Source organism: Ginsengibacter sp., assembly GCF_057362405.1.
Map to the genome: position 1 here is coordinate 1 of NZ_JBMQQG010000224.1, position 26,943 is coordinate 26,943.

Consider the following 26,943-nt stretch of genomic DNA (forward strand, 5'->3'; position numbering starts at 1 on the left):
GCTTCAGACACAGTATAGTCAAGCATTTTCATCCACTTTGGCGACAAATATTTTACATACCTGTTTTCAAAACCAATAGCTCCATAAATCGGAACAATTTCTACTCCGCCAAAACCAGCATCTGATAATTGCGTTAATTGTTTTTTTATTCCAGCCTCATCCACCGCGCTGCCCATCCACCACCATCTTGTCCACGGTTTTGCGTCATTGGCTGCAACAGGCCAGGTATGCTGCGCAAATGAAGTTTGCATGAGGCAAATAAGCACGAGGAAAAACAGGAACTTTTTATTCATTCGGTTCTTATGATTTTTTTAGTTCTACAGCATATATATTTTCAATTCCTTCAAAGTTCGCACGAAATATGATCCATTTGCCGTCCGGTGAGAAATGGACATTCGGTTCTAACTTGTATTGATGATGTTTCATGTTTACCAGTTTCTCTGAAGAGAACTTATTTCCATTTGGTGTAAACAAATAAATCCATTTGCCGTCAGGCGCTTTTGCTACAGCGTTTGGATCGCCTCCGTCTCCTGCAAACAATTTTTCATCCGGCGATGAATTATAATGTACACTCCATTCATTCCGGGTTAAGCTATACTTAATTTCTTTCCCGGTCTTTACATTTGCTCCTGCTACAAAAAAAGTTTCGCCCTTTGGTATTTGCAGGTCGAACCAGATAGTTTTACCGCTTGCGCCGATCCATTCGTGCCCGGCAATTTCCATATTCATAGTTCGTTTGTGCATCAGCGTTACCTTCTTTGTATTAATGTTAATTGTCCAAATTCTGTCCACTTTATGCCACGGACCTTCATGACAGAACATCAGCAAAGATGGATCGGTTGGAGAAAACTGCACGTGATTCAGCCATGCACTGTCAGTAAAAATCTTATTGAGCTTACCGGTGTTAATATTTACGGTAAACAATGTTCTCGGCAACCTGGCTTCGTAAATAATATTGAAATAATCTTTTTTCTCAGGATGGTCTTTAAACAATTCTTTTTCCTGGTCTCCTGACCACGCACCTGCGAGCAATGTGCCATCAGCATTTATCGTAGTAATATTTGCCTTAAAATCTGCGGGGAAAACGTAAACCAATCTTTCTTTTTTAGTGTCGATATCTACGGCAAATACACTGTCTTCTATTTGGTAAAAAGCTTCGTCTAATTTGGGAGAAACGATTTCGCCACCCATAGTTATTGGATGGTGTGTAAGCAGCGTTGCTTTATATGTGGCCAGGTTAAGTTTATACAATTGCTTGTTTCTTATATTCTGGTTATTGACGTCAAATTTCCTATTTTCGTCTTCTGCTCCCTTGGGATTACTACTGTTGTAAAACACCATTTCATTTCCAACAAAAGGATTGTTATGAAAATAGAAGCTCATATTGCTTCCGGGTATCCGTGATAGTTTTATGATTTTATGATGCGTGTCTTTATCTATCCATTCATTCGGCATTGGTTTACCACCAGTTTCCATTACAGGCTGTGCAAATAGAGGGAAACAAATTGATAAAAACAGGCAACAGATTAAAAGATATTTTTTAGTAAGCATCGCAATCGTTTATAGGAAGAAATTTTTATATCCGGCTAAAGTATCGAAAGCCTGATGCAATATCATCCTGTGCTATCCTGCGATGCGATTATTAATTCCCGTCGGGCTTTATCGATGACATTAATGGACTGGGCGGCCAAAAAAATTTTTCAATTGGGTCAGGCTTTGCAGGATTAAATAGAGGGATATCTTTCTTTAAAAATTTAGCAAAAGGTAATTGCTGGTCTTTTATTGATTGTACGACGCAGCGTGCGAGTTCATATGCGCCGTAAGGATTAAAATGTGTATTGTCTTTCAACTCCGTATTCTGCCCGGGAAATATATGTGCGGGATAGTGCACAAAAGCTTTTATGGATTGTTCAGGCCCCCACGCCTCATACAAAATTTTACTCATTGCATTTAAATCAATCAACATTACCTGTTCTTCTTTTGCGGTTTGCCGCATGGCCTCCGGAAAGTCAGACAAAGTATTAATGATATGCCCGGCTGAATCAAAACTTCTACGATGCATAGATGTAACCAGCACGGGTGTGATTTTTCGCTTTCTTGCTTCAGTAATCCATTCTTTTAAAGTTGCTTTATACGTGGTAGATGGATCAAGATGATTTGGCCCCGGCTTTTGATCATTATGTGCAAATTCGATAAATAAGTAATCGCCGGGCTTTGCCATGCTCCAAACCTTTTCCAACCGCCTTTCGTTTTTGAACGCCTTCAATGTCTCGCCGCTTTCGGCATAGTTGGCAATGCAAATATTTCCCGGTTGAAAGAACGACGGAAAAATTTGTCCCCATGCCGTCCACGGTTCCCTATCCTGGTCAACCACTGTGGAGTTGCCTGTTAAGAAAATGGTAGTGGCCGTTTTGTTTGGTGTAATCTCTATACCGCAAACTTTAGGCATCGAATCGTTAAACTCGATCGTCAATAAATTATCCCAATGAAAATAGGTTCTCTCCCGCGGTTTTAATCTTACCTTATCTACTGAATCGCCATTAGCATCTTTTATTATGCTATCTCTTACATGTACGGTAAATATTTTTTCAACTACATCTCCTGTTTTAGTTCTGATATTTTGCAAAAACAATCTCCTGTTTTCGGCACGAACAGTTGTAGCGGATGTTCCTTCCTTATCGCCCAAAATAATTTTTACGTCGTAATTTCCTTCTGGAATTTTTATAGAAAAATAAAATGGCGTATCACTGGTGATGTAATCGCTTTTTAAAATATCGTTCCCATTGTGTTTTACTGCCCTCACATTACTGCCCTTGTTAAATCCAAAGCCAGCAGCATAACTAAATTTAGAATCGGGAGTAACTTTCGTATAGCCGTTAGCGGGAGTGCCTGTTCCAAAATCGAATTTAAAAGATTGAGCAAGTCCAATGTTTGTTACAAAAGAAAAAAAGAAAACATTCAATAACAGTTTCATCATTTATTGAGCTTGAATTGAACTGTCGTTAATGGTAAAAGAATACTTTTTTAATAAATCAATAATTTCTGCACCTGCTAATAGCACCGGGCCATAACCATGCGCTGCAAAAACATTGGTTGGGCGATAATAATAGAATGCGGGATCAAAAGCCATTCCTGTTCCCACACACGTACCTTCTACCTGGCCAATATCATTGACCTTTGTTGTAATAGCATCCCACGCAAGAATACAAGCCGGCCCATAAGCCTTAGCATCTATCCAACCTTTATTAATTGCGTTAGCAATGCAGTAGGCATAGATTGCAGTTGCCGAAGTTTCTAAGTAAGAATCATTTCTGTCCAATAGTTGATGCCAAAATCCTTTGCCGGATTGCAAAGGAGCTAATCCTTTTATATGGAGTTGTAATTGGTGTAACACTTTGTCTCTCCCGTTATAATATTCAGGCAGTACATTTAATAATTCTGTCATTGCCAGTATGGCCCAACCATTGGCTCTTGCCCAATGAAATTCAGGATGCGGCTGCATTCCCTCTACCCATCCATGCATATAAATATTCAAATTGGGGTTGAACATCCTTGCACTAAATTGTAACACTTGTTTTATAGCATCATCATAATATTTTTGATCACCTGCTAACTTTCCCATTTGCGCAAGGGCGGGTATACCCATGTACATATCATCCAGCCATAATGTATTTTTTTGAGGTCGGCTTCGTGCGAGTGTGCCATCCCTTAACCTGTATTGTTTTGTAGAAATATAACTAATGTAATTTTCAATTAATGGTTTAAGATTGACGGTTGCATCGGCTCGTTGCAGCTTAATCATTGCAGCACACATAGCTCCGGCATCATCTAATGCTTTAGGGTTTATTACCTGCCTTAATGGATTTGTCGGCTGCGGTTTTTTTTGATAAAGTGACTTAAATGCATTTGCATATTGTCCAATAACCTGGAAGCGATTTTTTGTATAATTAAGATATTTATCATCTCCGGTACTTTTAAAAACACGCAGCATGGCGGCATAAGTTACGCCCCATTCATAACTGGTTAATCTAAAATCTCCCGGTTTAAAAATGGTATTGGTATCAACGAATGCGGGACTGGTAAGTGCCTGCCCAGTCTGTTTATTTATAAATTCGGGCGGAGTTACACTATCTAAATAAGAATAAATTTTATCCATCACCATTTTTATACCGTTCGCTGTAGGAATTTTATAGGGCACTGCATATTCAGGTTGCAAAGCATCTAACGGAGCTGTAACATCGTTTGCTTTTTGCTGGGCCACAGAATTAAAATATAACAGGCAATTAAAAAACACAAAACAGCCAATAAATTTTAAACTTTTCATGTGTTTATTTTTTTGAAACAAAAAAAGACAGGTGTAACCCCGTCTTTTTTTAAACTGAAATTATAAAAATTAATATCCCGGGTTTTGCATTGCCTGCTTTTCGGCTGCTGTTAAGGCAGCACCGTTTGCCTGGATACCGTCGAGAAAAGACTGAGGAATTGGCCTCAGGTTATTATTATCTTTAACGTTGGCTGCCGCTTCCGGGTTAAATGCTTTAGCACGGGAAACCAAAGTTTTGGTACGTGACAAATCTTCCCAGCGGTGATATTCGCCCATTAATTCACGGGAACGTTCATCTAACACAAGACATAACATTCTATCATAAGGATCTGACAATCCTAAAGTGCTAATAACATATTCGTCTTGTGCGGGTAAAGTGCCAACATCAGTAATAGCGAGACTTGATGCTGCTGCAGTAGTTACCGGAATATTGTTCGATTCATAATATGAATTTCCAGGATAAAAAGAATTGGCTACACCAGCGGGTTGAAGTGACTTGGACTGCAATGTATTACCTCCATCATTATAGGCTGCCCTGTTTTCCCCATTAACATATTGTGCACGAGTTCGAACCGCATTAATGTAAGGCAATGCATCAGCGTAGCTTCCCTGGCCAGCCTTAGCTAACCTGATTTTTATTTCCGCAGCCATTAAATAGGTTTCAGCTGAACGGGCTAAAATAAAATCTCTATGGCCAACAACATCATTTAAGGAATTTCTTGACCCATCCAGATATTTACTTAGAGATGGGAAAGCCTGATAAGCCGTGGTCAAATCGGTGTTTAATGCCCCATCTGCTGTTGCACCATTTGGGTAAGCTACATAAGTAGTTGGTATCGGCCTTCCGGTACCATTAACGTCTGCAACAAGATTACTTCCCGATGTGCCTTTACTTATTTTGGATAAAGGAAATCGTGTATCACCTGGCTGATCGATTACAAACATAATTCCTAAATCACCTTGAACATTTGGAGCGACAGGTTTTGCTCCATTGATAGCACTTTTAGTTCTAAAGGATTTCCAAAATCTTGAATCATTAACCATATCATACAAATGGTAATCGTAATAAGTAGCTGCCATTCTGCTAAAGGGTCGGTCGCCGGTTAGGTCCCGGGCCATCTGGTCCTGTATATCATATCTTGAAACAAAATATAAATGTTGGGTATTTCCGGTAGCCAGGTTGGTAGTTACATCATTTGTAAATTGAGCAGAAAGAATAACTTCTGGCAAAGTTTCATTCGCCGAATTAATGCCTGTAAAATTCCATAAACTTTTAAAATCCGGAGCTAACGGATGATTGGCGATTACTTCGTCGCAAAGTGCAGCTGCAGATGTTAAATCTGAATTTACGGTAGCAGAATTCCATGAACTATTGATTTCGCTTGCCCTGGATAAATATGCTTTTGCCAAATAATGTGCAGCAGCATCTTTTGTAATATGATAAGGGCTTCCTGAATTTGGCAACAAGTTATGAGCACTATCTAAATCAACAATAATCTGTTTAAAAACATCTTCCGGAGTGGCACGTGTAAATTCAAGAGATACCGATGTTGTAGGATTGGTTACGAGCGGAACAGCACCATATTGAGATACCAATCTTAAATAATTATATGCACGCATAAAAAGTCCCTCCCCCAAAGAGGTACTCTTAACGGCAACTGAAGTAGAGGTGCTGTTTCTGGCGTTTTGAATTAATAAATTAGCGTCTCCAATACCTGTATATAAGGCATCCCATTGAACATTCATTCCTTGTAGATTACCATTGGTAGTAAGTCCGGGATTAAAAGTTTGATCATAATTGTTCCAGGGCGAATTGGAAGGATCCCCACCAACATGAAATTCATCAGTGCCATAATTAGCAGCAGAAAAATACCATTCTCCGTTTTCCGGAACATTAAAAACCTGGTAATAAGTACCTACCGCTAATTGCAGTATGCCGGCGTCAGTTTTATAAAAATCGGTAGTTCTCGCAGTGGTTAGTTTTTCATCTAAAAAACTCTTTTTGCAAGATGACGTGATAAAAAGTACTACCGCAATAATAACCAGCGGTATTAAAAATTTATTTTTATACATAATATTTAAATTTAAATTTATTAAAATGATGCATTAAATCCGACAGTGACACCCCTGTTCCAGGTTGGACTGACTACGTCCATATCCCGGAATTTAATTTTAGAGAATAACATTCCCGGATTCGTCATTTGCACATAAGCTTTTAAATTAGAAATCCCACTTTTCTCTAATTTTTTACCGGCAAAATTATATCCTAACGATATGTTTCGGATTTTGATAAATGAAGCTTTCAGATATCCTAATGCTGCATAATAGGGATCAACTGGCGCACCGCCGGCATTAAAAATTGGTTTTTGAATTTCAGCATTTGTATTGTTTTCATTATAATAATTAACTTGCCTGGTAACATAACGTGCCGCTTCTGCTTCACCTCCATAATTATACAAATAGTGCAATCGCCCGTAGAGGAAGAAAGACAATTCCACTCCTTTGTAATCAATCGTATTCGTCATACCAACTATCCACCGCGGCCTTGTCCATCCAATAATCTGTCGATCATTGTTTGGATCAATTTTATTATCGCCGTTAAGATCTGCAATTCTTACATTGCCTGGACTAAATTTATTGCCATTTGCATTAAAGGCTTTTATGGCTGCGTCATCTGTAGTATGCCATAAACCTAAAGCCTTATAACCATAAATTACGTTAAGTGGCTGACCTGGAAACCAGAGATTGCTTATATCCGGTTGCGTTCCATTTGACAACGATACAATATGGTCTTTTTGCCATGAAGTATTTAAAGTGGTAGTCCAGGTTAAATTTTTTGTATTGATGTTAAGCGTGGTTACAGAAATATCAATACCCTTGTTAGCTGTTTTACCAATATTTTCATAAGTGGTAGTGTAACCTGTTGTAGTTGGAATATTAGCTTTCAATAACAAATCTGATGTATTGGAACTATACACATCTATACTACCCGACACTCTTCTGTTAAATAAAATATAGTCTAACCCAACGTTGTATTGAGTTGTTTTTTCCCATCCCAGGTCCTTATTTGCGAAAACTGAATTTAGGATGGAACCTGCAGAACTGGAAGTATAAAAGGGATAAAAAAGTGAGGTAACGCCACCTTGTGTCTGATAAGGAGCAACAGCTGAGTTTCCGGTGACGCCCAGACCCACTCTTAATTTCAAATCATTTACCCAACTGGTTTTCATGAAACTTTCTTTGCTGATTCTCCAGGCCAATGCTGCAGAAGGGAACCATGAATATTTATGCCCCGCAGCAAGTACCGAAGAACCATCCTGGCGAGCCGAAACCGTCAACAAATATTTATCTCTAAAACTATAATTAAGTCTGCCCATATAAGACAATAATTGTTGCTGAATAATACCCGTACCGGTACTGAGTTGCCCCGTAACCGTACCGCTTGAAAGTGAATTCCACAATTGAGATGACAAAGGAACTCCGTTTCCTGTAATAATACTCGTATCCATTGTATAAGCAGTTTGACTTGCTAATAATGTTACCCCAAAAGTATGTTGCCCGATTGTTTTGTCGTAATAAAGCAAATTATCCAACGTATATGAATAGGTATTCACCTTTTTAAGTGAAGCATAACTACTACTACCTCCATTTGCCACTGAGTTCGCATCAATATAATTTCCATCACTATAATAAGATAAGTCAGGACCGAAATTCACACGGTATTTTAATCCTTGCAAAACAGGGGAAATTGAACCAAAATTTACCTGTGCGTATATACTTCCAAAAGCTCTCAGTGTTGTTCTTTCATCTATATTATATTTCCATTCGTCAACAATAGTTTTCACAGCATTATCACCTCCCGGAAATGAAATCCTGTTACCTGCAGAATCATAGGGAACCGCGTAAGGATATACTCCTCTTGCGGATTCATACAAACCTCCTTGTGGAGTACCGACAGTGGAAACACCAGTACTCGATTGCCCATATTCCTGCTTATTATAATTAATGTTGATATTAGTTCCTAAAGAAAACCATTTAGTAGCAGCAATATCAACATTTGCTCTGGCAGTATATCTTTCAAATGATTGTCCGTGTATGGTTCCCGTATTATTCAAATAGCCAAAAGAGCCATAAGCCTTAATTTTATCAGTACCACCACTCACGCTGATTGTATTATTTGAAGTTACTCCTTGTTGGGTAACCTTACCTCTCCAATCAGTGGTTTTAACTTTAGAAGGATCCCATGTTCCGCCGGCCCAGCCTTGTGCGATATTAGCCCAAGCATACGGATCTGCCGTGGCACTAAAATAAGTTTTATCAAAAGCTTCATCCGGCTGATCTCCCCTGGGATAGGTACTGATGCCGGTGGTAGTATTTAAGCCAGCATAGTAATATGCCCAACGACGGAAAGTAATAAAGTCCGGGGCATTAAACATTTTTTCATTATCAACTAAATTTTCAAATGTAACAGAACTATTAAGGCTTAATGTGGCTTTCCCTGCTTTACCCTGCTTAGTAGTAACAATAACAACTCCATTGGCGCCACGCGAACCGTAAATGGCAGTTGCAGAAGCATCTTTCAGTACATCAATTGATTCAATATCTGAAGGGTTAATATTTTCAATTCCGCCGGTAATCAATGGAATTCCATCAACCACAAATAGTGGAGAATTTGATGCAGTTAAAGAACGAACGCCGCGGATATTAATATCGCCGACTGTTCCGGGACGTTCATTGGAAGAAATATCCACGCCCGCAACTTTACCCTGCATTGCTTCCAATGCATTGTCTACCGGCCTTGACTTAATTTCTTCCTGGCTAATGCCGGAAATCGCACCTGTTACATCTTTTCTTTTAACAGTGTTGTAGCCTACTACAACCACTTCATCCAGCTGTTTAGTAAATATAGACATAACAATATTTACATTACCTGACTGAGCAGTAACCGGAACTAGTTTTTCTGAATAGCCTGTATGAGTGACAACCAAAATGGCGCTTGGCCTGGTGATTGCAATACTAAATTTCCCGGAAGCATCTGTCACTACATTTTCATTAGTATTTTGTTCGTGAATGACAACTCCCTGTAAAGGCTCTCCTTTTTCATTGGAAACAATTCCTTCAACAATATGACCCGCCGGCTTTTGAGCAAAAAGATTTTGATGAAAAATTAGTGGAACGAATAAGATTGCGAAAAACAAGTGTTTAAAAAGTGGATTATTTTTTTTCATGTAACAGTTTTTTAGTAATGGAAATAATTAGAAAAAATTGAAATTTTACCCTTTAATGAATAAATTTTATAGTATCATAAAAAAAGATTTAATGGTAAAAAAATAATATTGATTTCAGGGTATCGCGGGGTTACATTTCCCCTTGCATAACGTGGATCGTTCTGTACCCGGCTGCTAAAAAGACGTGCTAAAAATATTAATGCAAAGTCTTTTGCAAAAAGAGATTTTAATTTCATACAAGCAATCAGTTAGTAATGAAAATAACCTACACAATAAATATATCGTAATAAAAAGTAGGCTGCATCCTGCACCGTCCTGTAAATCTATCAATTTTTTTTAGTTTATAGAAATAAAAAATGGCGCTCTAAAAAGAGGTAGCGCCATTAACATTAACATAAGATCTGCCTAATTATGAAGAACTAATATCCAGGATTTTGATCATATAAACCAGGTGCTGCATCCAACTGAGTTTGTGGTACAGGATATATAATATCATTTGGCGTAACCTGGCTTATCTTTTGTAACGCAGCGTCTTCCACTCCTATCCATGCATTCATTATTGTTACAAGGTTTCCACTTCTTTGAAGGTCAAACCAACGTGAACCTTCATTAGCAAACTCCCGTCTGCGCTCATCATACAACTGTGCAATCGTAACCCCGGTTATTGGATCTAATCCCGCCCTCGCTCTAACCTGGTTAACAATCGCGTCCACGTCAGTTTGTGAACCTGGAGCGCCGTTTAAAATACACTCCGCTTTCGACATCAATACATCTGTGTACCTTACTGCAATGAAATTAATTCCCCAGTCGAAACGGCTGGTTGGAATTTGAGTGGTATCTAAGTATTTTCTGAAGAACGGATGGGCATCAACAGTACCGTTATAGGAAAAAGGTGTGGTGTGTATAGTTGGTGACTTGCGGGCATCATTGGAATCGAAATCATTCAGCAAATCGTAGGAGACATTTGGATTTCCGATGAGTCCGTTTGCCGCAGTATTACCTGTGGGGAATGAATTGAAATAGTTTTGTGGAGAAAGCAACCATGGAAAATCGGTTCCTAAAATCGGGTTTTGGCCCCTGACAAACATTATGTCAAAAATGGCTTCTTTATTTACCGCGGGGCTTTGATTGGAATAAGAAAAAATCTTCGCAAAATTGGAGTTAAATGCAAAAAGCCCGCTGTTAATTATATCTTGCAGCAAAGGTAATGCAAGGTTCCATTCATTTAATCCTAAGCCGGGTCCTTCAATTCCGTAATCGGGTCCTGAGCGTGTCATGTAAACTTTTGCAAGTATTGCCTCTGCTGCATATTTTGTTGCCCGGCCCACATCGGCTGAGCTATACGCCGGGAATTTTCCGCTATAATCAGACGGCAAATTAGCTACTGCAAAATGAAGGTCATCTATAATAAATTTATAGACATCGGCAACAGCACTTCTTGAAGTTGCATTAGCTTCCGCGGCCGATGCCGGGTGATTTATTATTGGCACCTTGCCATAATACCTTACAAGATCAAAGTAGAAAAAGGCACGGAGAAATCTCGCTTCTCCTGTTAACCTGTTTGCTAACGCATCAGAACCTATATAGCTTCCATTTTTTGCAATTTGTTCAAGCACTGTATTTGCAGCGAATATGCCTTTAAAATCTGCCCGCCATCCTTCTTCAACATAAACGTTTGTGGCAATATTCGTTTGAAAATTGTTTATCGGATCGTGGTCGCGTGCAACGCCATCAGCGTTGGCTGGATATATGTTATCAGACCTTACCTCAGAGAGGAACATTAACCTGTCTGGGTAGCCCCTGAGATCATTATATATTGAATTAACGGCTTGCAAAAAATCGCTCGGCTGCTGATAGAAAGTTGCCGTTGTCGCCGAAGAAATAGGCACCTGGTTTAAATCCTTGTTGCATGATCCAAGAGCTGCTGTTGCTATAATTAAAATATAATATATCTTTTTCATTTTTTAATAAATTAGGGTGATTAGAAGGTAAAATTTAACCCGAATATTAATGATTTTGGAAGAGGCAGCGCACCATAATCTCCGGCTTCAGGATAAGCGCTGTTAGAACTTACCGTTGTATTGGCAGCCTCAGGATTTAAACCGTTGGAATATTTATCATGCCCAAAGAAATTTTCCAGAGAAAAATAAATCCTGGCACCTTGTATATAAGATGTTTTAATTACGCTTTTCAAGTTATACCCTAATGTTATATTTCTTACACGAATGTAATCTGATGAGTACACCCAATCGGTAGCCGCGGTAATGGGACTGAGAAAAGTTGCATACGCTTTGCTAAACCTGCCATCACCCTGGTCAGTTGGGGATTTCCAGCGGTTGTCATACGATGCGGGACGATTATCCGATCTTCCCTGGCCTGCACGTGAAATGGCTCTTCCCAGTTCTGAGTAAATAGTGCCACCGGACTGCCCCTGAACCATAACGCTTAAATCAAAAGCTTTATAACGAAAGGTGTTAGTCATGCCATAAGTATAGTTTGGATTCGGATGCCCTGCAATCACTTTGTCCGCTTCAGTGATCATGCCATCGCCGTTAGTGTCCTGGTATTTAAAATCGCCAACTTGCTCTTTAGTACCATATTGTGCCACACCGTTAGCAATGTCTTTGTCAGAGAGAAAACCTAAAATCTTTAAAACGTACACACTGTTAATCGGCGAACCAACACGAAGAATGGCATTGGATACATCGAATCCGTTAGGTATGATGATCTGGGTTTGGCCCGGTGCCAAAGCAACTATCTTGTTACCATTGTGGGATATGTTCACAGTGGTATTCCACTGAAATTGATGTACCATATTATGTGAAGTGATTTCCAGTTCCTGACCTATGTTCCTAACGGAGCCAATATTTGTAAGAGCGCTTTGAAACCCGGTTGCTTCAGGCACCTGTACATTTAATAAAAGATCTGTATTTAATTTATTATATACATCGAACGAACCCACAATTCTGTTTTTCAAAATGCCGAAGTCAAGTCCCACATCATAGGTGGTAGATTTCTCCCATTTTAGATCCGGGTTAGCGAGAACGTTTGGTGATTGGCCAATTACAGGCGCCTGCGTTGCACCTAGCACATAACCTGCAGACCCAATGGTGGCAATACTGGCATAATCATTAGGCAAATTATTATTACCGTTTACACCATAAGATGCTCTTATACTCAGGTTGCTGATAACAGGTATTGATTTCATAAAGTTTTCTTCGCTGGCTATCCACTTAATGGATGCGGATGGAAACGTTCCGAATTGATTGTTGATGCCAAACCTCGAAGAGCCGTCCCTGCGTATGCTGGCAGATAAATAATACTTCTCTTTATAATTATACAACACACGGCCAAAGTAAGAGATCAGTACGCTTTTAGTAGACGTTGTATTGCCCGTAACTGCAGCCGCAGCATTTAAAGTTTGTATAACAGCGCTGGTAAAGCCACCATTTGAGCTCAGCGATTCAGCATCGAAACGATCAAGGTTATATGAATATCCCGCGAGCAAATTCAGGCTATGATCATTTTTAATAACTGTGTTGTAAGTAAGTGTATTTTCATTTACAAAAGTCTGTCTTCTGTATCCGCTAAAAGAACCGGATGTTGCGGCAAGCAGATTATTAGAGCCGGTGAATGTTCTTGCCGCCTGGGTACCGGCAATAACGTAGGGGCTATACGCAGTTCCATTGTTGTCAGTATTGTCTAAGTTTACAGAAGTCCTGAAATTTAAACCCGGGATTATCTGGTATTCGCCATAGATAGATCCGAGTGTACGATATCGTTTTGTTGTACCCTTTCTGTAGAGCAATTTCGCATAAGGTGAATTGGTGCTGCTGCTCCATGAATACTGCCCGTTATCAAGAGCATTAACCAACAATCCCATGGTATCTTCCTGCACCGGTCCCAGGCTCAGTGCCTGGTGAAAGATATTATCTTTTCCTTCTACTCCCGGATCCTGCGTTATGGAATACGTGGGTGCAACGTTTAGTCCAAACTTCAATCTCTTTGACGCATTCACTTCCAAATTTGCTCTTACAGAATAAGCCTTGTAGCCAACCCCAATAATGAAACCATCCTGGTTAGCGTAGTTTCCGGATACATAATATCTTACCGCATCAGTACCACCACTTGCTGAAACTTCGTAGTTCCCTATTTGCCCTTTTCTTTCAATGGCATCCTGCCAGTCAACGTACTCAAGTCCCGGGTGGCCCGGCATTGACCACCGTGGGTCAAGTAAATAATTTGCATTGAATGCTCCGCCATTTCGAGCGAGCCTTGTTGCATAGTCATCACTTACAGATGCACCAGCAGCACCGTATTGCGCCAGGTATTGAGCATTGATTACCTCTGTAGCGGTGGCAATCCATTCATCGCCATTCTGCATTTGCAATTTTTTACTTGCCTGGTTATAACCGCCATAGGCGTTAAAGCTGATTTTTGGTTTACCTGCCTGTCCACGTTTGGTAGTGATCAACACAACTCCGTTAGCAGCCCTTGATCCATAAATAGCTGCCGCGGCAGCATCCTTTAAAACTTCGATACTTTGTATATCGTTTGGGTTAATATTATCTAAAGGATTACCAGTAGAGAAGTTGCCATTGCCCGTATTAGAAGAATTTGGCGTTAATGGGAATCCGTCAATTACGTACAAGGGTTCATTGCCACCGCTTATCGATCCTGAACCGCGGATTTGTACACTGAATGCTTTACCGGGTATGCCCGTAGTTTGTTTTACCGTAACACCTGCAAGTTGTCCAACCAATGCCTGGTCAATTCTCTGGACGGGACGCTCATCAAGTTTTTTTGCATCAAAAGATGAAACAGCTCCTGTTACATCTTTTTTCTTTTGTGTACCGTAGCCTATTACAACTACGTTCTCTAATTCTTTTTCCGATAAACTCATTACTAAATTGACAACAGATCGTCTTTCTACAGAAACAGTTTGATCTTCGTAACCAACATGGCTGAATGTAATGGATTTTTTTCCGGTCGGTACATTTATCTGATAGGAACCATCGTCACTTGTGAGCGTACTTGATGAAGTGCCTTTAACCGTTACCGTTACACCAGCTAAACCGTTGCCATTTTCACTGGTTACTTTCCCTCTTACAGAAGTTGAGTTATTTTGCGCCTTTATGGCCGACACACTACCAAGAACAATCGTTAAAAATACAAATGCAAAGTATTTTACAAAGCAAGATTTTATTTTCATACAAGCAATTTTTTGTTGGCAATCTATTTCAATAACATCGTAAAAGTATAATGATAAATATTACTCATCATCCTGTACCATCCTGCATTTTTTTAATAATTGTAAAAAACACATTTAAAACAATAGTAGACTGAATGTTTACGTTTCAGATATACTTCCGCAGATTTGAAAAGTAAGATTCTACCACTTTTAAAAAAAATCAGGCGATATTATTGTTTTTGAAATGCGTAAGTGCTACCATGTCAGCTGGCACTGGCATTGGATTCCAGGAGTTATGGATCGCCAGCGCTGCACCCATTGCTGTAGCCTGTGCAACTGATGCTGCATAAACTTCGAGTTGCGGAAAAACAAATGCAAGCAGTTGCATGTAGATAGAATTGTTGCTAAATCCTCCATCAACAAAGACTCTTTTTACATTGGAATTGTGAATTACTAATTGGGTAGAAATAAATTGTTGTTGCATAAGATCATATAATAAACAATGATATGCTTCTTCGTAATTTTTAAATCTTTTTAGTCCCCTGCTTTCAAAAATTGATTGCTTGGAATTTTTATTAGGTTCAAATGTATCTTTTAGAATACCGGAGTCTTTCAACTGTTGAATGATGGTTGAATTGTAATGTATATTCCTATAATAGTTCAATGATTTTTTAAAATATTTTGCGAGTATTTTGATTTGCTTTTCATGTTCATAGCCTGCAAACAACCTTGAAGCTTTTACCGGCTCACCATTAAATTCAAGGTAGCAAAGGCAATCCTTTTTCAATTCCTCGTTTGTTAATGGTGTTTTATTAAATGGATTTAATGATATGCACCATGTACCCGTTGAAATTAATACGAAAGGATCTTTAAAGGCCGTTAAATATGGTATCAATGCAGCCGAGCTGTCATGCAGGCCACATCCGGCTTTCAATCTTCGGTTATGAAATATAACATCAAAAACTTTACGAGGCGGGGACACAGGCGCCAGCTTCTCTTTTATGCCTTCCTCTTTAACCCATTTGTGGTAACTATTTCTTTCAAAGTCCCACAGAAGTGTATGGCAACCGATGCTGGTAATATCAGAAACCATTTTACCTGTAATTAGAAAACTGATGTATTGGGGAAGATGTAATGCATATTTTATCTTTTTGAAAAGTGTAGGTTTTTCATTCATTACTCTATACAACTGTAAGCCGGAATTTAAACTACCCAATACGGGGGATGCTGTTTCACGGGAAAGTTTTTCTTCTCCTCCATATTTTTTATAAAAAGCAGATTGCAATTTACGGGGATACTTCTTCAGGTAGTTGTATAACGGAGCAACTACTTTCCCCTTGCTATCAACATAAACGAGGCTTGCACCATAGGCAGAAAAGTTGACTGCCTTAATATTATATTTTATATCTTTTAAAGCTGTCTCAAGAGTTTTTTGTATCCATTTTGTAAGACGTTTCACATCTTCACACGCATCATCATCTTCGTCAATTATTTCCGGAAAAGCAACAGATTTCTCCAATACAATCCTGTAACTGGTATCAATGAGAAAAAATTTTTTATTGGTTTTACCAATATCAAATATTGCTATTACTGGTACTGAAATCATAAGCCGGTCGCCAGCGTTTTGTTGCCACGTACTTTAATCAGTTCATCGCGTACTTTCAAAAACCGGAAAGTCTCCAAAGGACGCAACGTCCCGCCAGACAGCATCCTGGCCTCTGCAATTATGGGACGAACATCGGTTAGATATGCCGACTGCAAAAGTTCCTGCGCCTTCACCACATCATTTTCCTGTTGCGCCTCGTGTAAAGCTGAAGCATCCACAAGCAATGCACGTGCATATGCTATCATAATGGCTTCTATCGATTGCAGCAAATCTTCTAAAGGATCTTTTACGTTATGAGATGCATCGATCATCCAGGCAAGGTCAGTAGCATGGTTAAACCCTTTTGCATCCATGCCTTCCACCAGTTCTTTAAAAATGAGAAACAGTTGGTATGGTTTTATACTTCCAACAGTAAGATCATCATCTCCGTATTTTGAATCATTAAAATGAAAACCTGCGAGTTTATTTTCCATCATCAGCAAAGAAACAATCTGTTCAATATTTGCATTGGGCAAATGATGACCGAGATCAACCAATGAATATGCCTTACTACCAAGCTTAGACGAAAATAAGTACGATTGCCCCCAGTCACCAACAGTCATGCTATAAAAGTTTGGTTCAAAAGCTTTGTATTCGATAAATATTTTCCAGTCTGCTGGCAATGCATCATAAATTTCACGAAGACTCGCCAGTGTTCTCTGAAACGCTTCCCGAAAATTTAACTGCCCCGGGAAACAAGAGCCGTCAGAAAGCCATACCGTCAACGCTTTTGATCCAAGAGCCTCTCCGTGTTTAATTACTTCAATATTATGTTCAATCGCCTGCCTTCTGACATTTGCGTCTACGTGTTGCAGTGAGCCATACTTGTAGCTATACTCCTGGCCGGACTGATCCTGGAATGTGTTGGAGTTTACTGCGTCAAATTTTAAGTTATATTCAGCCGCTAAACTTTTAATTGCATTAGCATCTTTCGGAATATCCCATGGAATATGAAGAGAGATGGCGCCACTTGACTGGTTGAGAGAATGTAATAAACCGACGTCTTCAATTTTTTCTTCCAGGCTTGCCGGTTCGCCACCGCCGGGAAAACGGCCAAACCTTGTTCCCCCTGTACCCAGCGCCCAACTTGGAATGGCAATTTGAAATGCGATTAACTTATCGATAATATTTTTTATGCCCGGAATTTGATCTGCAATAAAATTAAACTGCCTTTTATGTTCCGGTAAATATTTTTGATTTAATTCCTGTATTGTCTCTTTTTTAATTTGCATGGAAATATTTATTTAAGGCAAATGAAAAACTTCTTTTAAAGGTATGCTTACTGGTGAATTGTCTTCGTTCGATTCCATAATATCTTTCATGTACGCCCACCATTTTTGCATTATGGCTTTGGCGGGCAAACTATCCAATGTCTTGGCATCGTCCACTTTTAGCACCCCAAAAAGGTCGTTCGAAGTTTCATCCAGGAAAATGGAATAATCGTTGATTCCGGTATTTTTCAAAAGCGCTATTAGCTCCGGCCATATTTCGTCGTGGCGCTTTTTATATTCTTTCTCAAAACCTTTATGCAATTTCATTTTGAAAGCAACTTGTTCCATCTTTGTATAGTTTATAATTGCCACGGTATTACCAATAGAAAATGCAAGCCCTGGTTGTAATCTTAAAAGCGTTGACAGATTAGACCATCACCAACTCTTTATCGATTGCTCGAAAAAAACAGAGTTTATTATCTTAGAAATGCTGCGGCTACTCCACCATCCACATTCAATACGTTTCCCGTTGATTTATCCAGGAGGCCACCGACAAAAGCAAAACATGCATTGGCTATGTCTTCCGGATTTATTATTTCATTAAGCAATGTTCGCTTTGCATAAAACGATGGTAATTCTTCAACAGTAACTCCATACGCTTTTGCCCTCCCTTCGGCCCAGGCACCTTTCCAAATTTTACTGTCTGATATTACCGCATCCGGATTAACAACGTTAACCCTTATTCGATCTTTGCCTATTTCTGCAGCAGTCAGGCGGCTTAAGTGCAATTGGGCTGCTTTGGCCGACCCGTACCCGGTATTGTTTGGGCCGCTCACCAAGGCATTCTTGCTCACAATATTTATTACATCGCCACCTAAATTTTGTTTTTGCATAATATTCAATCCGGCCTGCGTTACAAGGAACTGACCTTTTACTAAAACATCATATAGTAAATCCCAATCTTTTTCAGTGTGCTCCTCAATTGGTTTTGAAATAGACAACCCGGCATTATTAACAACAATATCAATTCCGCCAAATGCCAGGGCTGCGTTATCGTACGTTTTACGTATCGAGCCTCCGTCGGTTACGTCAAGTATCTCTGTTATAAAAACATCATTACCATAAAAATTTTGAAATTCCGTTTTAGCAAGTTCCAAACGTGCTGCATCGTTATCGTTTACAACTATACAAGCGCCTTCATCAGCAAATTTTTTGGCGATAGCCTTTCCAATTCCTCCAGCACTTCCAGTTATCAATGCAATTCTTCCCGACAAAGCTTTAGGCTTAGGCATTCGTTGCAATTTTGCTTCTTCCAGTAACCAGTATTCTATATTAAATGCTTCCTGCGCCGGCAGAGACGTATAGGTTGAAATAGCTTCTGCGCCCTTCATTACGTTAATCGCATTGATATAAAACTCCGCAGCTACCCTGGCAGTTTGCTTATTTTTAGCAAAAGTAAACATGCCCACTCCCGGATATAGAATTACAACAGGATTTGCGTCACGTATAGCAGGACTATCAGGATGTTTACATTCTTCATAATAAGATGCATACATCTTTCGGTAATCCGTAAACGCAAATGAAAGTTTTTCTTTTATAGCATCAACGTTGGTAAGGTCTTCATCGGGCGCCAATGAAAGGACCATCGGCCTTATCTTGGTACGAAGAAAATGATCAGGGCAACTGGTACCCATAGACGCTAATTTTTCAAGATCATTAGAATCAATAAATTCCAAAACTCTTTCATCATCTGTAAAATGACCGATCATATTTACTTCTGAAGAACAAAAACCACGTAACACGGGAGCAAGTGCCGCAGCCTTTTGCAGACGGTCTGATCCTGATAAAGGCTTAATTTTAGTGCCTCCAAAAACAGGTCGTTTCTTCCCAAGGTTTTCTTCAAGGTATTCCGCACAGCGCTCAATTACTTCAAGTGTGTTGATATAACTTTCATACGCAGTATCACCCCATGTAAACAATCCATGCGAGCCAAGCATAATGCCGCGTATACCCGGATTTTCATCAAGACATTTTTTTAATTTCAAACCAAGGTCAAAGCCAGGCCGTTGCCATTCTACCCAGCCAATGGAACCATCAAATAATTCTTTCGTTATTTGTTCACCATCTTTTGCTGCCGCAATTGCGATTGCTGCATCAGGATGTAAGTGATCGATATGTTTAAATGGAAGGAACCCATGTAAAGGAGTATCGATGGAGGGCGCTTTGGAATTTAAATCGTAAATGCAATGATTAAACAATTCTACCATTTCATCCTCATGTTCTATTCCGCGATAAACGTTTTTTAAACTGCGAAGCCTATCAACGTACAAAGCTGCCAATCCGCTGCGCTTCATGGTTCCCAGGTCGCCGCCGCTTCCCTTTACCCACATCACTTCCACTTCTTTTCCGGTAAGGGGATCTTTTGCTATTGCTTTGCAGGACGTGTTGCCGCCTCCATAATTTGTTAATCTTAAGTCAGCACCCAACAAGTTGGACCTGTAAACTAATAAAGCCACTTCGTCGCCTGCAAGAGCGGCCGCTGCGTCAATATCCCATAAGTAACTTACATGTTTAAATTTTGTTGCTTCAACTATTGCCATATCAAAATGTTTTATTTTTCAGTTTAACCGGATTTAAGAGAATTGCCATAACCAACTAATATTACTGAAAGTATAATTGTGATGACTCCTATTATGATTGTTGTTCGGGTTTTTTTACTTACTCCGTTCCATTCTTTCAGCGCAAAGCCCCACATATTTGCCACTAAAATTATAAAAGACATGTGAAGTATCCACGAACTGGCACCGTTGCCCAATTTGCTTTCTCCCATTCCATAAAAGAAAAACTGTAAGAACCAAAGTGTTCCGGCCATTGCACAAAAAATATAATTCCGAAGAAGCGGCGTTTTTTTATTTGTATAATCACCGAAACTTTTGTTGCGGAAATTTAAAAACATAGTCCAGATAAAATTGGTGGTAAGTCCGCCCCACAATAGTACTATGTAAATAACATTATTGCGGTATAAAAAGTTACCCGTTTCTGAGGGGTTCGCTGATTTCCACATGGCATTGGCCGTCTCCGCCATTTTAGAACCAGCTTCAATTCCATAATTAAAACAAGCACTTAAAATTCCGGCAACAATGCAAACGATCAACCCCTTTACCAGGTTGAATTCTTTTACACTTTCCTGCTTTTTTTCTTCTGATAATTCCCGCTCTTTTGAAACCCCTGCTTTGCCGCATATGAAGATACCGAGTAAACAAAGTACAATGCCGATAAGTACAATTTGTCCCCAGGAGCTTGTCAGCAAATCGTTGAAAGTTGTCTTGCCTGCCTGTGGATGAAAATTATAATAAATAGAAGGTGCCAATGCTCCAAATGCCGAGGTAAAACCAAGCAGCACAGAATTGCCCAGCGACATGCCGAGGTAGCGCATGCCAAGCCCATACATTAAACCGCCAATACCCCAAAGGACACCCCAGAAATAAGTCCAGCCAAAAGTGGAAGCAGGCGTTTGTGAAATGATCGCAGCAAAATGTGGCACCGTGAGCCATGCAGCTAACGGTGGAATTATAAGCCAGGAGAAAAGTCCGCCAATAATCCAGAAACTTTCCCAATGCCAGCCCTTTACTTTATTGTAAGGCACATAAAAACTCCCGGAGGCAGCGCCACCAATAAAATGAAATATGATTCCTAAGATTATTTGCATTTAAAAATTATTAGTTTTAATTCATTGTTATTAATTACAGGCATTAATCCTCATGCATTGTTGCTGGATCGGGATGGCTCAAACTTATACAATCTTTGCTGACCATCCACATCCAAAGTAACTTTTTGAATAATACAAGCAAACGAAGAAAGGAATAAGCAGCGTCTTAATAACATAGCATCCAACACCCGGAAAAACAAACTTCCTCTAAGCCAGCGACTTTCCCAATGGAAGCACATTAATTTCTTATAAAGTGTGTAAAAATATTCGGCGGCAGAACTACCTGTAAATTGAAAGGTATCACCATTAAATAACCCCATTTGACATTTATTCATATAAGCAATAGAATGATAAAGATAGAGGCATTAAAGATACCGCCTATCATGTACTGTCATGGTGAGTGCATGGCATCAGTTTTTTCTATTAAAACGGTATTGGATAATTAGAGTAAGTTTGACAAATAAATTCATCGTTGTGATATGAAACATGATGATATCTTCAAATATCTTCTGATCGATTATTTTTCGGCTACTCCAAAATATCTGCAATTGGCCAATTGCATTACCAAAGCAATAGGGGAAGGAAAACTCAAAGAAAATGATTTACTTCCTTCAATAAATGAATTGAGTTTTGAATTTGAAATTTCGCGTGACACGGCTGAAAAAGGATACAAACATCTTAAAAAAAACGGGATTCTGGGTTCCGTTCCCGGTAAAGGTTATTTCGTTAAAAACGCGGAAGTGAATCAGAAATTAAAAATATTTTTATTATTCAATAAACTCAGCGCTCATAAAAAGATTATTTATGACGCTTTCGTTGCATCGCTTGGAGACCTCGCTGCTGTTGATTTTTATATCTACAATAATGATTTCCCTTTCTTCAAACAATTAATTAACGGACAAAAAGACGACTATACACATTATGTGATTATTCCTCATTTTACAGATGTGTCGGGCAACGTTTCTGAAATAATTAATACCATTCCTAAAGACAAATTAATACTATTAGACAAGTTAGTTCAAGGCGTTACCGGTGAATACGCTGCGGTATATGAAAATTTTGAAAAAGATATTTACGGTGCCCTCGTTCAGGCTACCGAACATCTAAGTAAGTACCACACTATTAAAATAATCTTCCCAAACTACACCTATCATCCTAAAGAAATACTGGAAGGCTTTTATCGCTATTGCCAGGAGTACGCTTTTAATTATAAGGTGGTTCAAAATCTGCAAAAAGAACCTGTAAAGGAAGGAGAAGTTTACATTAACCTGATGGAAAATGACCTGGTATTCCTGATTGAAAAAATACTTACGACTAAAATGAAGGTGGGGAAACATGTTGGTGTTATTTCGTATAATGAAACTCCGTTAAAGAAATTAATTCTCAATGGAATTACTACTATTTCAACTGACTTTCAAATGATGGGAGAAAAAGCGGCAGACCTGGTTTTAAACCGGTCTAATGTACATGTGGAAATTCCATTTTACCTTAGACTCAGGGCGTCTTTATAGTGTTTTCATTTTTTATGAATAAACAACATATTTACTAAGAGATATCCGCCTCCAAAAATCAAGTTTAAAATTATATTTTTTTTAAACTTCATCGATATTTTTTAAACAATTAGTCGCTTAATAGTAATATGAAAAATAAAGCAACCCGCAGAAAATTTATTAAAGGTGTAGGGTTAAGCACCATTGCTACCAGCTTTTTTCCAGCTGCATTAATCGCTCACGCTGAAAATAACCACGGGAAAGAAATTGAAGAAGATGAGAAGTCTCAATCACACAGCGCTTCAAAAAATTATTCCGGAGAATACCTAAACCGCGTAGCATTTCCCGTTGGTGGCATGGGTGCAGGAATGTTTTGTATTGAAGGAACAGGCGCCATATCGCATATGTCAGTTCGCAATAAACCAGATGTATTTAATGAGCCTGCCATGTTTGCTGCGTTGGCGATTAAAGGAATTACTAACGGTGCAAAAGTTTTAGAAGGGCCCGTTCCGGACTGGAAAAAGTTTGGACAACACGGATCAGGAAATGGTTCCGGAAGCGCGACTACCGGCTTACCGCGTTTTCATAAAGCTGCTTTTAATTCAAAATTTCCATTTGCCGTTATAAACCTTTCAGATAATGAATTGCCGGTAAAAGTTGAACTAACGGCATGGAGTCCGTTCATTCCAACAGACGAAAATAATTCAAGTCTTCCGGTAGGTGCATTAACTTATCAAATAACTAACGGTGGCACCAAATCTATAGACGCTGTATTTTCATATAACGCTGCTAACTTCCTAACTGTTGAAAATGGAAAAAATTCAATTCGCCCTGTACATAATGGTTTTATTCTTTCTGAAAAGGGCACAAATGAAAAACCTTTTTTGAAAAGTGATTTTGCCATTTTTTCTGATGTTGAAAATACAGTAGTTGATCATAGCTGGTTTCGGGGCGGTTGGTTTGATCCGTTGACTATTGCCTGGGAATCCATAAAAAATGCCGAAATAAAGTCTGTGCCTGCTGTTGCTGAAGGAGCGCCGGGTGCATCGTTATATATTCCTTTTACATTGGCGCCGGGAAAAGTAAAATCATTACACATATACTTTTGTTGGTACGTTCCTGATTCTAATCTCACTTACGGAACACAATCAAATATAAAAGAAGACTGCGATCCAATGTCCGGTTGTTGCACTTCGCCTTCACAACTTGATCTCGATCCTTACGATAAAGATTTTGACGGGCCCTTTTATAAGCCATGGTACAGCAGTCAATTTAAGAACGTGGAAGAAGTATGTGAACACTGGAAAAAAGAATACAACAATCTGCTACATAATACGAAACTATTTTCCGAGTCATTCTACGCAAGCACATTGCCTGCCGAAGTAATAGAAGCAATTGCGTGTAACCTTTCAATTCTAAAATCGCCAACAGTATTGCGTCAATATGATGGAAGACTGTGGAGCTTCGAAGGATGTTCTGACGATGAAGGATGTTGTCATGGTTCGTGTACGCACGTGTGGAATTATGCACAGGCTATTCCGCATTTATTTCCGAAACTGGAGCGGAGTCTGCGTCACACGGAATTCTGTGAAGATCAAAACGCAAAAGGTCACCAGAATTTTCGGGCATTGCTGCCCATTAAACCGGCGGACCATTCCTTCTATGCCGCTGCCGATGGTCAGTTAGGAGGAATCATGAAAGTGTATCGCGAGTGGCGTATAAGCGGCGACGTTAGCTGGATAAAAAAGATGTTCCCTATGGTTAAAAAAAGCCTTGATTTTTGCATAGACACCTGGGACCCGCAAGAGAAAGGTGTTATTGAAGAACCGCATCACAATACTTATGATATAGAATTCTGGGGGCCGGAAGGAATGTGCACCAGCTTTTACCTTGGTGCTTTAACGGCATTTATTGCAATTGGTAAATTTTTGGATGAAGATGTAAGCCGATATCAGCAGCTGTTTTCAAAAGGAAAAAATTATTTGGAAAATCAATTGTTCAACGGCGAATATTTTTTCCAGGAAATAAAATACAGTGGATTAAAAGCAGGAAACCCTGTAGAGGCTTCAAAGATTTCCATGGGAGGCGAATATTCCGAAGAGGCTAAAAAGTTATTGGAAGAAGAAGGACCAAAATATCAATACGGAAAAGGATGTTTATCAGATGGGGTGTTAGGTGCATGGATCGGTGCCATGTGCGGTTTGGAAAATTTCATTGATCCTAAAAAAATTAAAAGTCATCTTGCATCAGTTCATAAATACAATTTCAAAAAAGATTTAAGTGACCATGCCAATCCGCAACGCCCATCCTACGCATTGGGAACTGAAGGAGGCTTGCTGCTTTGTACATGGCCAAAAGGCGGAAAACTCTCCTTGCCATTTGTATATAGTAATGAAGTGTGGACAGGCATTGAACACCAGGTAGCATCGCATTTAATGATGACAGGGAACGTAGACAAAGGTTTGGATATAGTTGGTGCAAGCCGAAAAAGATACGATGGCAAAGTGCGCAACCCTTTTAATGAATACGAATGCGGGCATTGGTATGCCAGGGCCATGTCGAGCTATGGATATTTCCAGGCGCTTACGGGTGTGCGTTATGATGCAGTTGAGCAAAAGCTATTTATCAATTCTAAAGTCGGCGATTTCACTTCTTTCCTTTCAACCGAAAATGGCTTTGGAAATGTACATTTTGCAAATGGCAAAGGCACTTTAAAAGTTGCGTATGGTTCAATACCGGTAAAAGAAATTGTGATTGAAAGAGCTTCTTAACAAAAGCGTTCACCAGCTCTTTACCTCGTCAAGATTTACAGAAAGTAATTGCTTTGCCAATTCCTTTAGTGAAGAATAATCGCCCTGGAAATGACAAGTTAATTGACGATAGGATTCTGTTTCGCCCGGCTGTAATTCTTTCGCAGGCGATGAAGATTCAATTTCGTAAAATGGTCCCAGTTGCGATCCATCTTGTAGCGGGCCATCGTTATATGAATTAATAACGTCACCGCTATAAGGTTCTTTTTGAATTTCCCATTTTGAATTCAAATATCTATCACCGTTATGTACTTCGGGAATTAATATAGTAAGTACATTTTTTTCAAAATCAAAACTGCCCACTATTGCCTTTGCAATCATCGGAGATATACCCAGTTTACCGCGTGATTTGCCATCGCATCGAAAAAACAAAATGCTGTCTTTTACCAGCAATCTGTCTTTAGGTATTTCACCGAAATAATCGTCCGTTATATATGATTTGGCATTTTGCTTAGGGACAAACGGAATGATAACTTTTGTCTCCGGCGTCGGATTCATCATCCCTAACAGCCAAATTGAAAGAAGACCATCTTCTTTTTTCCATTCCTCATTTCCCGTATTTTTTATTTGATTGTTAGATTCATAAGCCACATATTGAACGTTAGATGGAATAGTTATTTGCAAATCTTTTTCCACCGAATTTTTATCAAGCAATTTAACTGTCCTTTTGATATCGAGGTGAAATGTTGTACCCGAATAGTTTGTAACAACCGCACTTTTAGAAAAGGTCGCCGATGATTTGGTCGATTGTAAAACATCATACGCTTCCGTATCGACAACCGGCGGAACCTGCCAATGGGCAATATTAAATGAATCTCCTTTTTTGAAATAAATAGAATACTGGCCTCCTTCCGGTCCAAGCCAAAATCTTTCTTCGCCACCTACAGGATTAAATTGCTTCTTCTTTTCACCTGATGAAATTAATCCATAGTTTATCCATCCAAAACTGCTACCACTATCACCAGCAGCAGTGCTTGTCATTACTCTTCCCTGGTAGTCGGCACTTAATAAAACCTTCATGTTTTCATTTTGCAATTCAACCAGGTCCGATGAATATTTTTTTAGAAACGCTGCATCGTGGCCGTAAGAACCCTTTGCTAATTGATTACTGGTCTCAGCTTTTTTATCTGTATTGTTACTGTTACATGCCATAATAAATGAAAGGGGGATGATCAAACAATTCATTAATTTATTCATATCAATTATTTTTTGTGATAGCAAGTCCAACAAAAGAATCAGCAGTGCCATAATACATAAACCATTTTCCTTTAAATAAAATAAGGCCTTCGGAAAACGTAGTGCCTGCTTTATATTGACCGGAAACTTCGTGAGGTA

17 protein-coding genes are annotated in these 26,943 nt (G+C 39.2%); 2 read left to right on the forward strand and 15 right to left on the reverse strand.

Annotation, left to right across the window (positions count from 1 at the left end):
- The 14 genes from ACO1O5_RS18970 to ACO1O5_RS19035 form a co-directional block, all read right to left on the reverse strand.
- Positions 1-293, reverse strand: a 293-nt coding sequence (locus ACO1O5_RS18970) for a glycosyl hydrolase (RefSeq protein ID WP_486273048.1), incomplete at its 3' end; no start/stop codon positions are given.
- 7 nt (positions 294-300) lie between these two features.
- A complete protein-coding gene (locus ACO1O5_RS18975) occupies positions 301-1,551 on the reverse strand; it encodes an oligogalacturonate lyase family protein (RefSeq protein WP_486273050.1) in 1,251 nt (416 codons plus the stop codon).
- Positions 1,552-1,642: 91 nt separating this feature from the next.
- Positions 1,643-2,977 (reverse strand): rhamnogalacturonan acetylesterase, encoded by a 1,335-nt coding sequence (locus ACO1O5_RS18980; RefSeq protein ID WP_486273052.1) that lies wholly within the window; start codon positions 2,975-2,977, stop codon positions 1,643-1,645.
- Positions 2,978-4,324, reverse strand: a complete 1,347-nt coding sequence (locus tag ACO1O5_RS18985; protein WP_486273054.1) for a glycoside hydrolase family 88/105 protein — start codon at positions 4,322-4,324, stop codon at positions 2,978-2,980.
- A 69-nt stretch (positions 4,325-4,393) separates the two neighbouring features.
- Complete coding sequence (locus ACO1O5_RS18990; protein WP_486273056.1) at positions 4,394-6,397, reverse strand: RagB/SusD family nutrient uptake outer membrane protein; 2,004 nt, start codon at positions 6,395-6,397, stop codon at positions 4,394-4,396.
- Positions 6,398-6,417: 20 nt separating this feature from the next.
- Positions 6,418-9,552 carry a SusC/RagA family TonB-linked outer membrane protein gene (locus tag ACO1O5_RS18995; protein ID WP_486273058.1) on the reverse strand — a complete coding sequence of 1,045 codons (3,135 nt, stop codon included), beginning with the start codon at positions 9,550-9,552 and terminating at the stop codon, positions 6,418-6,420.
- Between the two features lie 419 nt (positions 9,553-9,971).
- On the reverse strand, positions 9,972-11,513 hold the full coding sequence (locus ACO1O5_RS19000; protein ID WP_486273060.1) for a RagB/SusD family nutrient uptake outer membrane protein: 1,542 nt from the start codon (positions 11,511-11,513) through the stop codon (positions 9,972-9,974).
- 20 nt (positions 11,514-11,533) lie between these two features.
- Complete coding sequence (locus tag ACO1O5_RS19005; RefSeq protein WP_486273061.1) at positions 11,534-14,764, reverse strand: SusC/RagA family TonB-linked outer membrane protein; 3,231 nt, start codon at positions 14,762-14,764, stop codon at positions 11,534-11,536.
- A 199-nt stretch (positions 14,765-14,963) separates the two neighbouring features.
- Complete coding sequence (locus ACO1O5_RS19010; protein WP_486273063.1) at positions 14,964-16,349, reverse strand: FGGY-family carbohydrate kinase; 1,386 nt, start codon at positions 16,347-16,349, stop codon at positions 14,964-14,966.
- Positions 16,346-17,620, reverse strand: coding sequence for a sugar isomerase (locus ACO1O5_RS19015; RefSeq protein WP_486273065.1), 1,275 nt, complete (start codon positions 17,618-17,620; stop codon positions 16,346-16,348). Before ACO1O5_RS19015 ends, ACO1O5_RS19010 begins: the two co-directional genes overlap by 4 nt.
- 12 nt (positions 17,621-17,632) lie before the next feature.
- Positions 17,633-17,926, reverse strand: a complete 294-nt coding sequence (gene rhaM, locus ACO1O5_RS19020) for an L-rhamnose mutarotase (protein WP_486273067.1) — start codon at positions 17,924-17,926, stop codon at positions 17,633-17,635.
- A gap of 149 nt (positions 17,927-18,075) precedes the next feature.
- Complete coding sequence (locus tag ACO1O5_RS19025) at positions 18,076-20,199, reverse strand: bifunctional aldolase/short-chain dehydrogenase (protein ID WP_486273069.1); 2,124 nt, start codon at positions 20,197-20,199, stop codon at positions 18,076-18,078.
- 23 nt (positions 20,200-20,222) lie between these two features.
- Complete coding sequence (gene rhaT / locus ACO1O5_RS19030; protein ID WP_486273071.1) at positions 20,223-21,308, reverse strand: L-rhamnose/proton symporter RhaT; 1,086 nt, start codon at positions 21,306-21,308, stop codon at positions 20,223-20,225.
- 50 nt (positions 21,309-21,358) lie between these two features.
- Positions 21,359-21,628, reverse strand: coding sequence for a hypothetical protein (locus ACO1O5_RS19035; RefSeq protein WP_486273073.1), 270 nt, complete (start codon positions 21,626-21,628; stop codon positions 21,359-21,361).
- Between the two features lie 159 nt (positions 21,629-21,787).
- Between ACO1O5_RS19035 and ACO1O5_RS19040 the strand changes: the two genes are divergently transcribed.
- Both ACO1O5_RS19040 and ACO1O5_RS19045 read left to right on the forward strand, forming a co-directional pair.
- Positions 21,788-22,819, forward strand: a complete 1,032-nt coding sequence (locus ACO1O5_RS19040; protein ID WP_486273075.1) for a GntR family transcriptional regulator — start codon at positions 21,788-21,790, stop codon at positions 22,817-22,819.
- Between the two features lie 128 nt (positions 22,820-22,947).
- The gene (locus ACO1O5_RS19045; protein ID WP_486273077.1) at positions 22,948-25,569 is read left to right on the forward strand and encodes a GH116 family glycosyl hydrolase; all 2,622 of its coding nucleotides are present in this window, start codon (positions 22,948-22,950) and stop codon (positions 25,567-25,569) included.
- A gap of 9 nt (positions 25,570-25,578) precedes the next feature.
- On the opposite strand, the gene ACO1O5_RS19050 is transcribed toward ACO1O5_RS19045, so the two are convergent.
- The gene (locus tag ACO1O5_RS19050) at positions 25,579-26,805 is read right to left on the reverse strand and encodes a DUF6786 family protein (RefSeq protein ID WP_486273078.1); all 1,227 of its coding nucleotides are present in this window, start codon (positions 26,803-26,805) and stop codon (positions 25,579-25,581) included.
- Positions 26,806-26,943 lie beyond the last annotated feature (138 nt).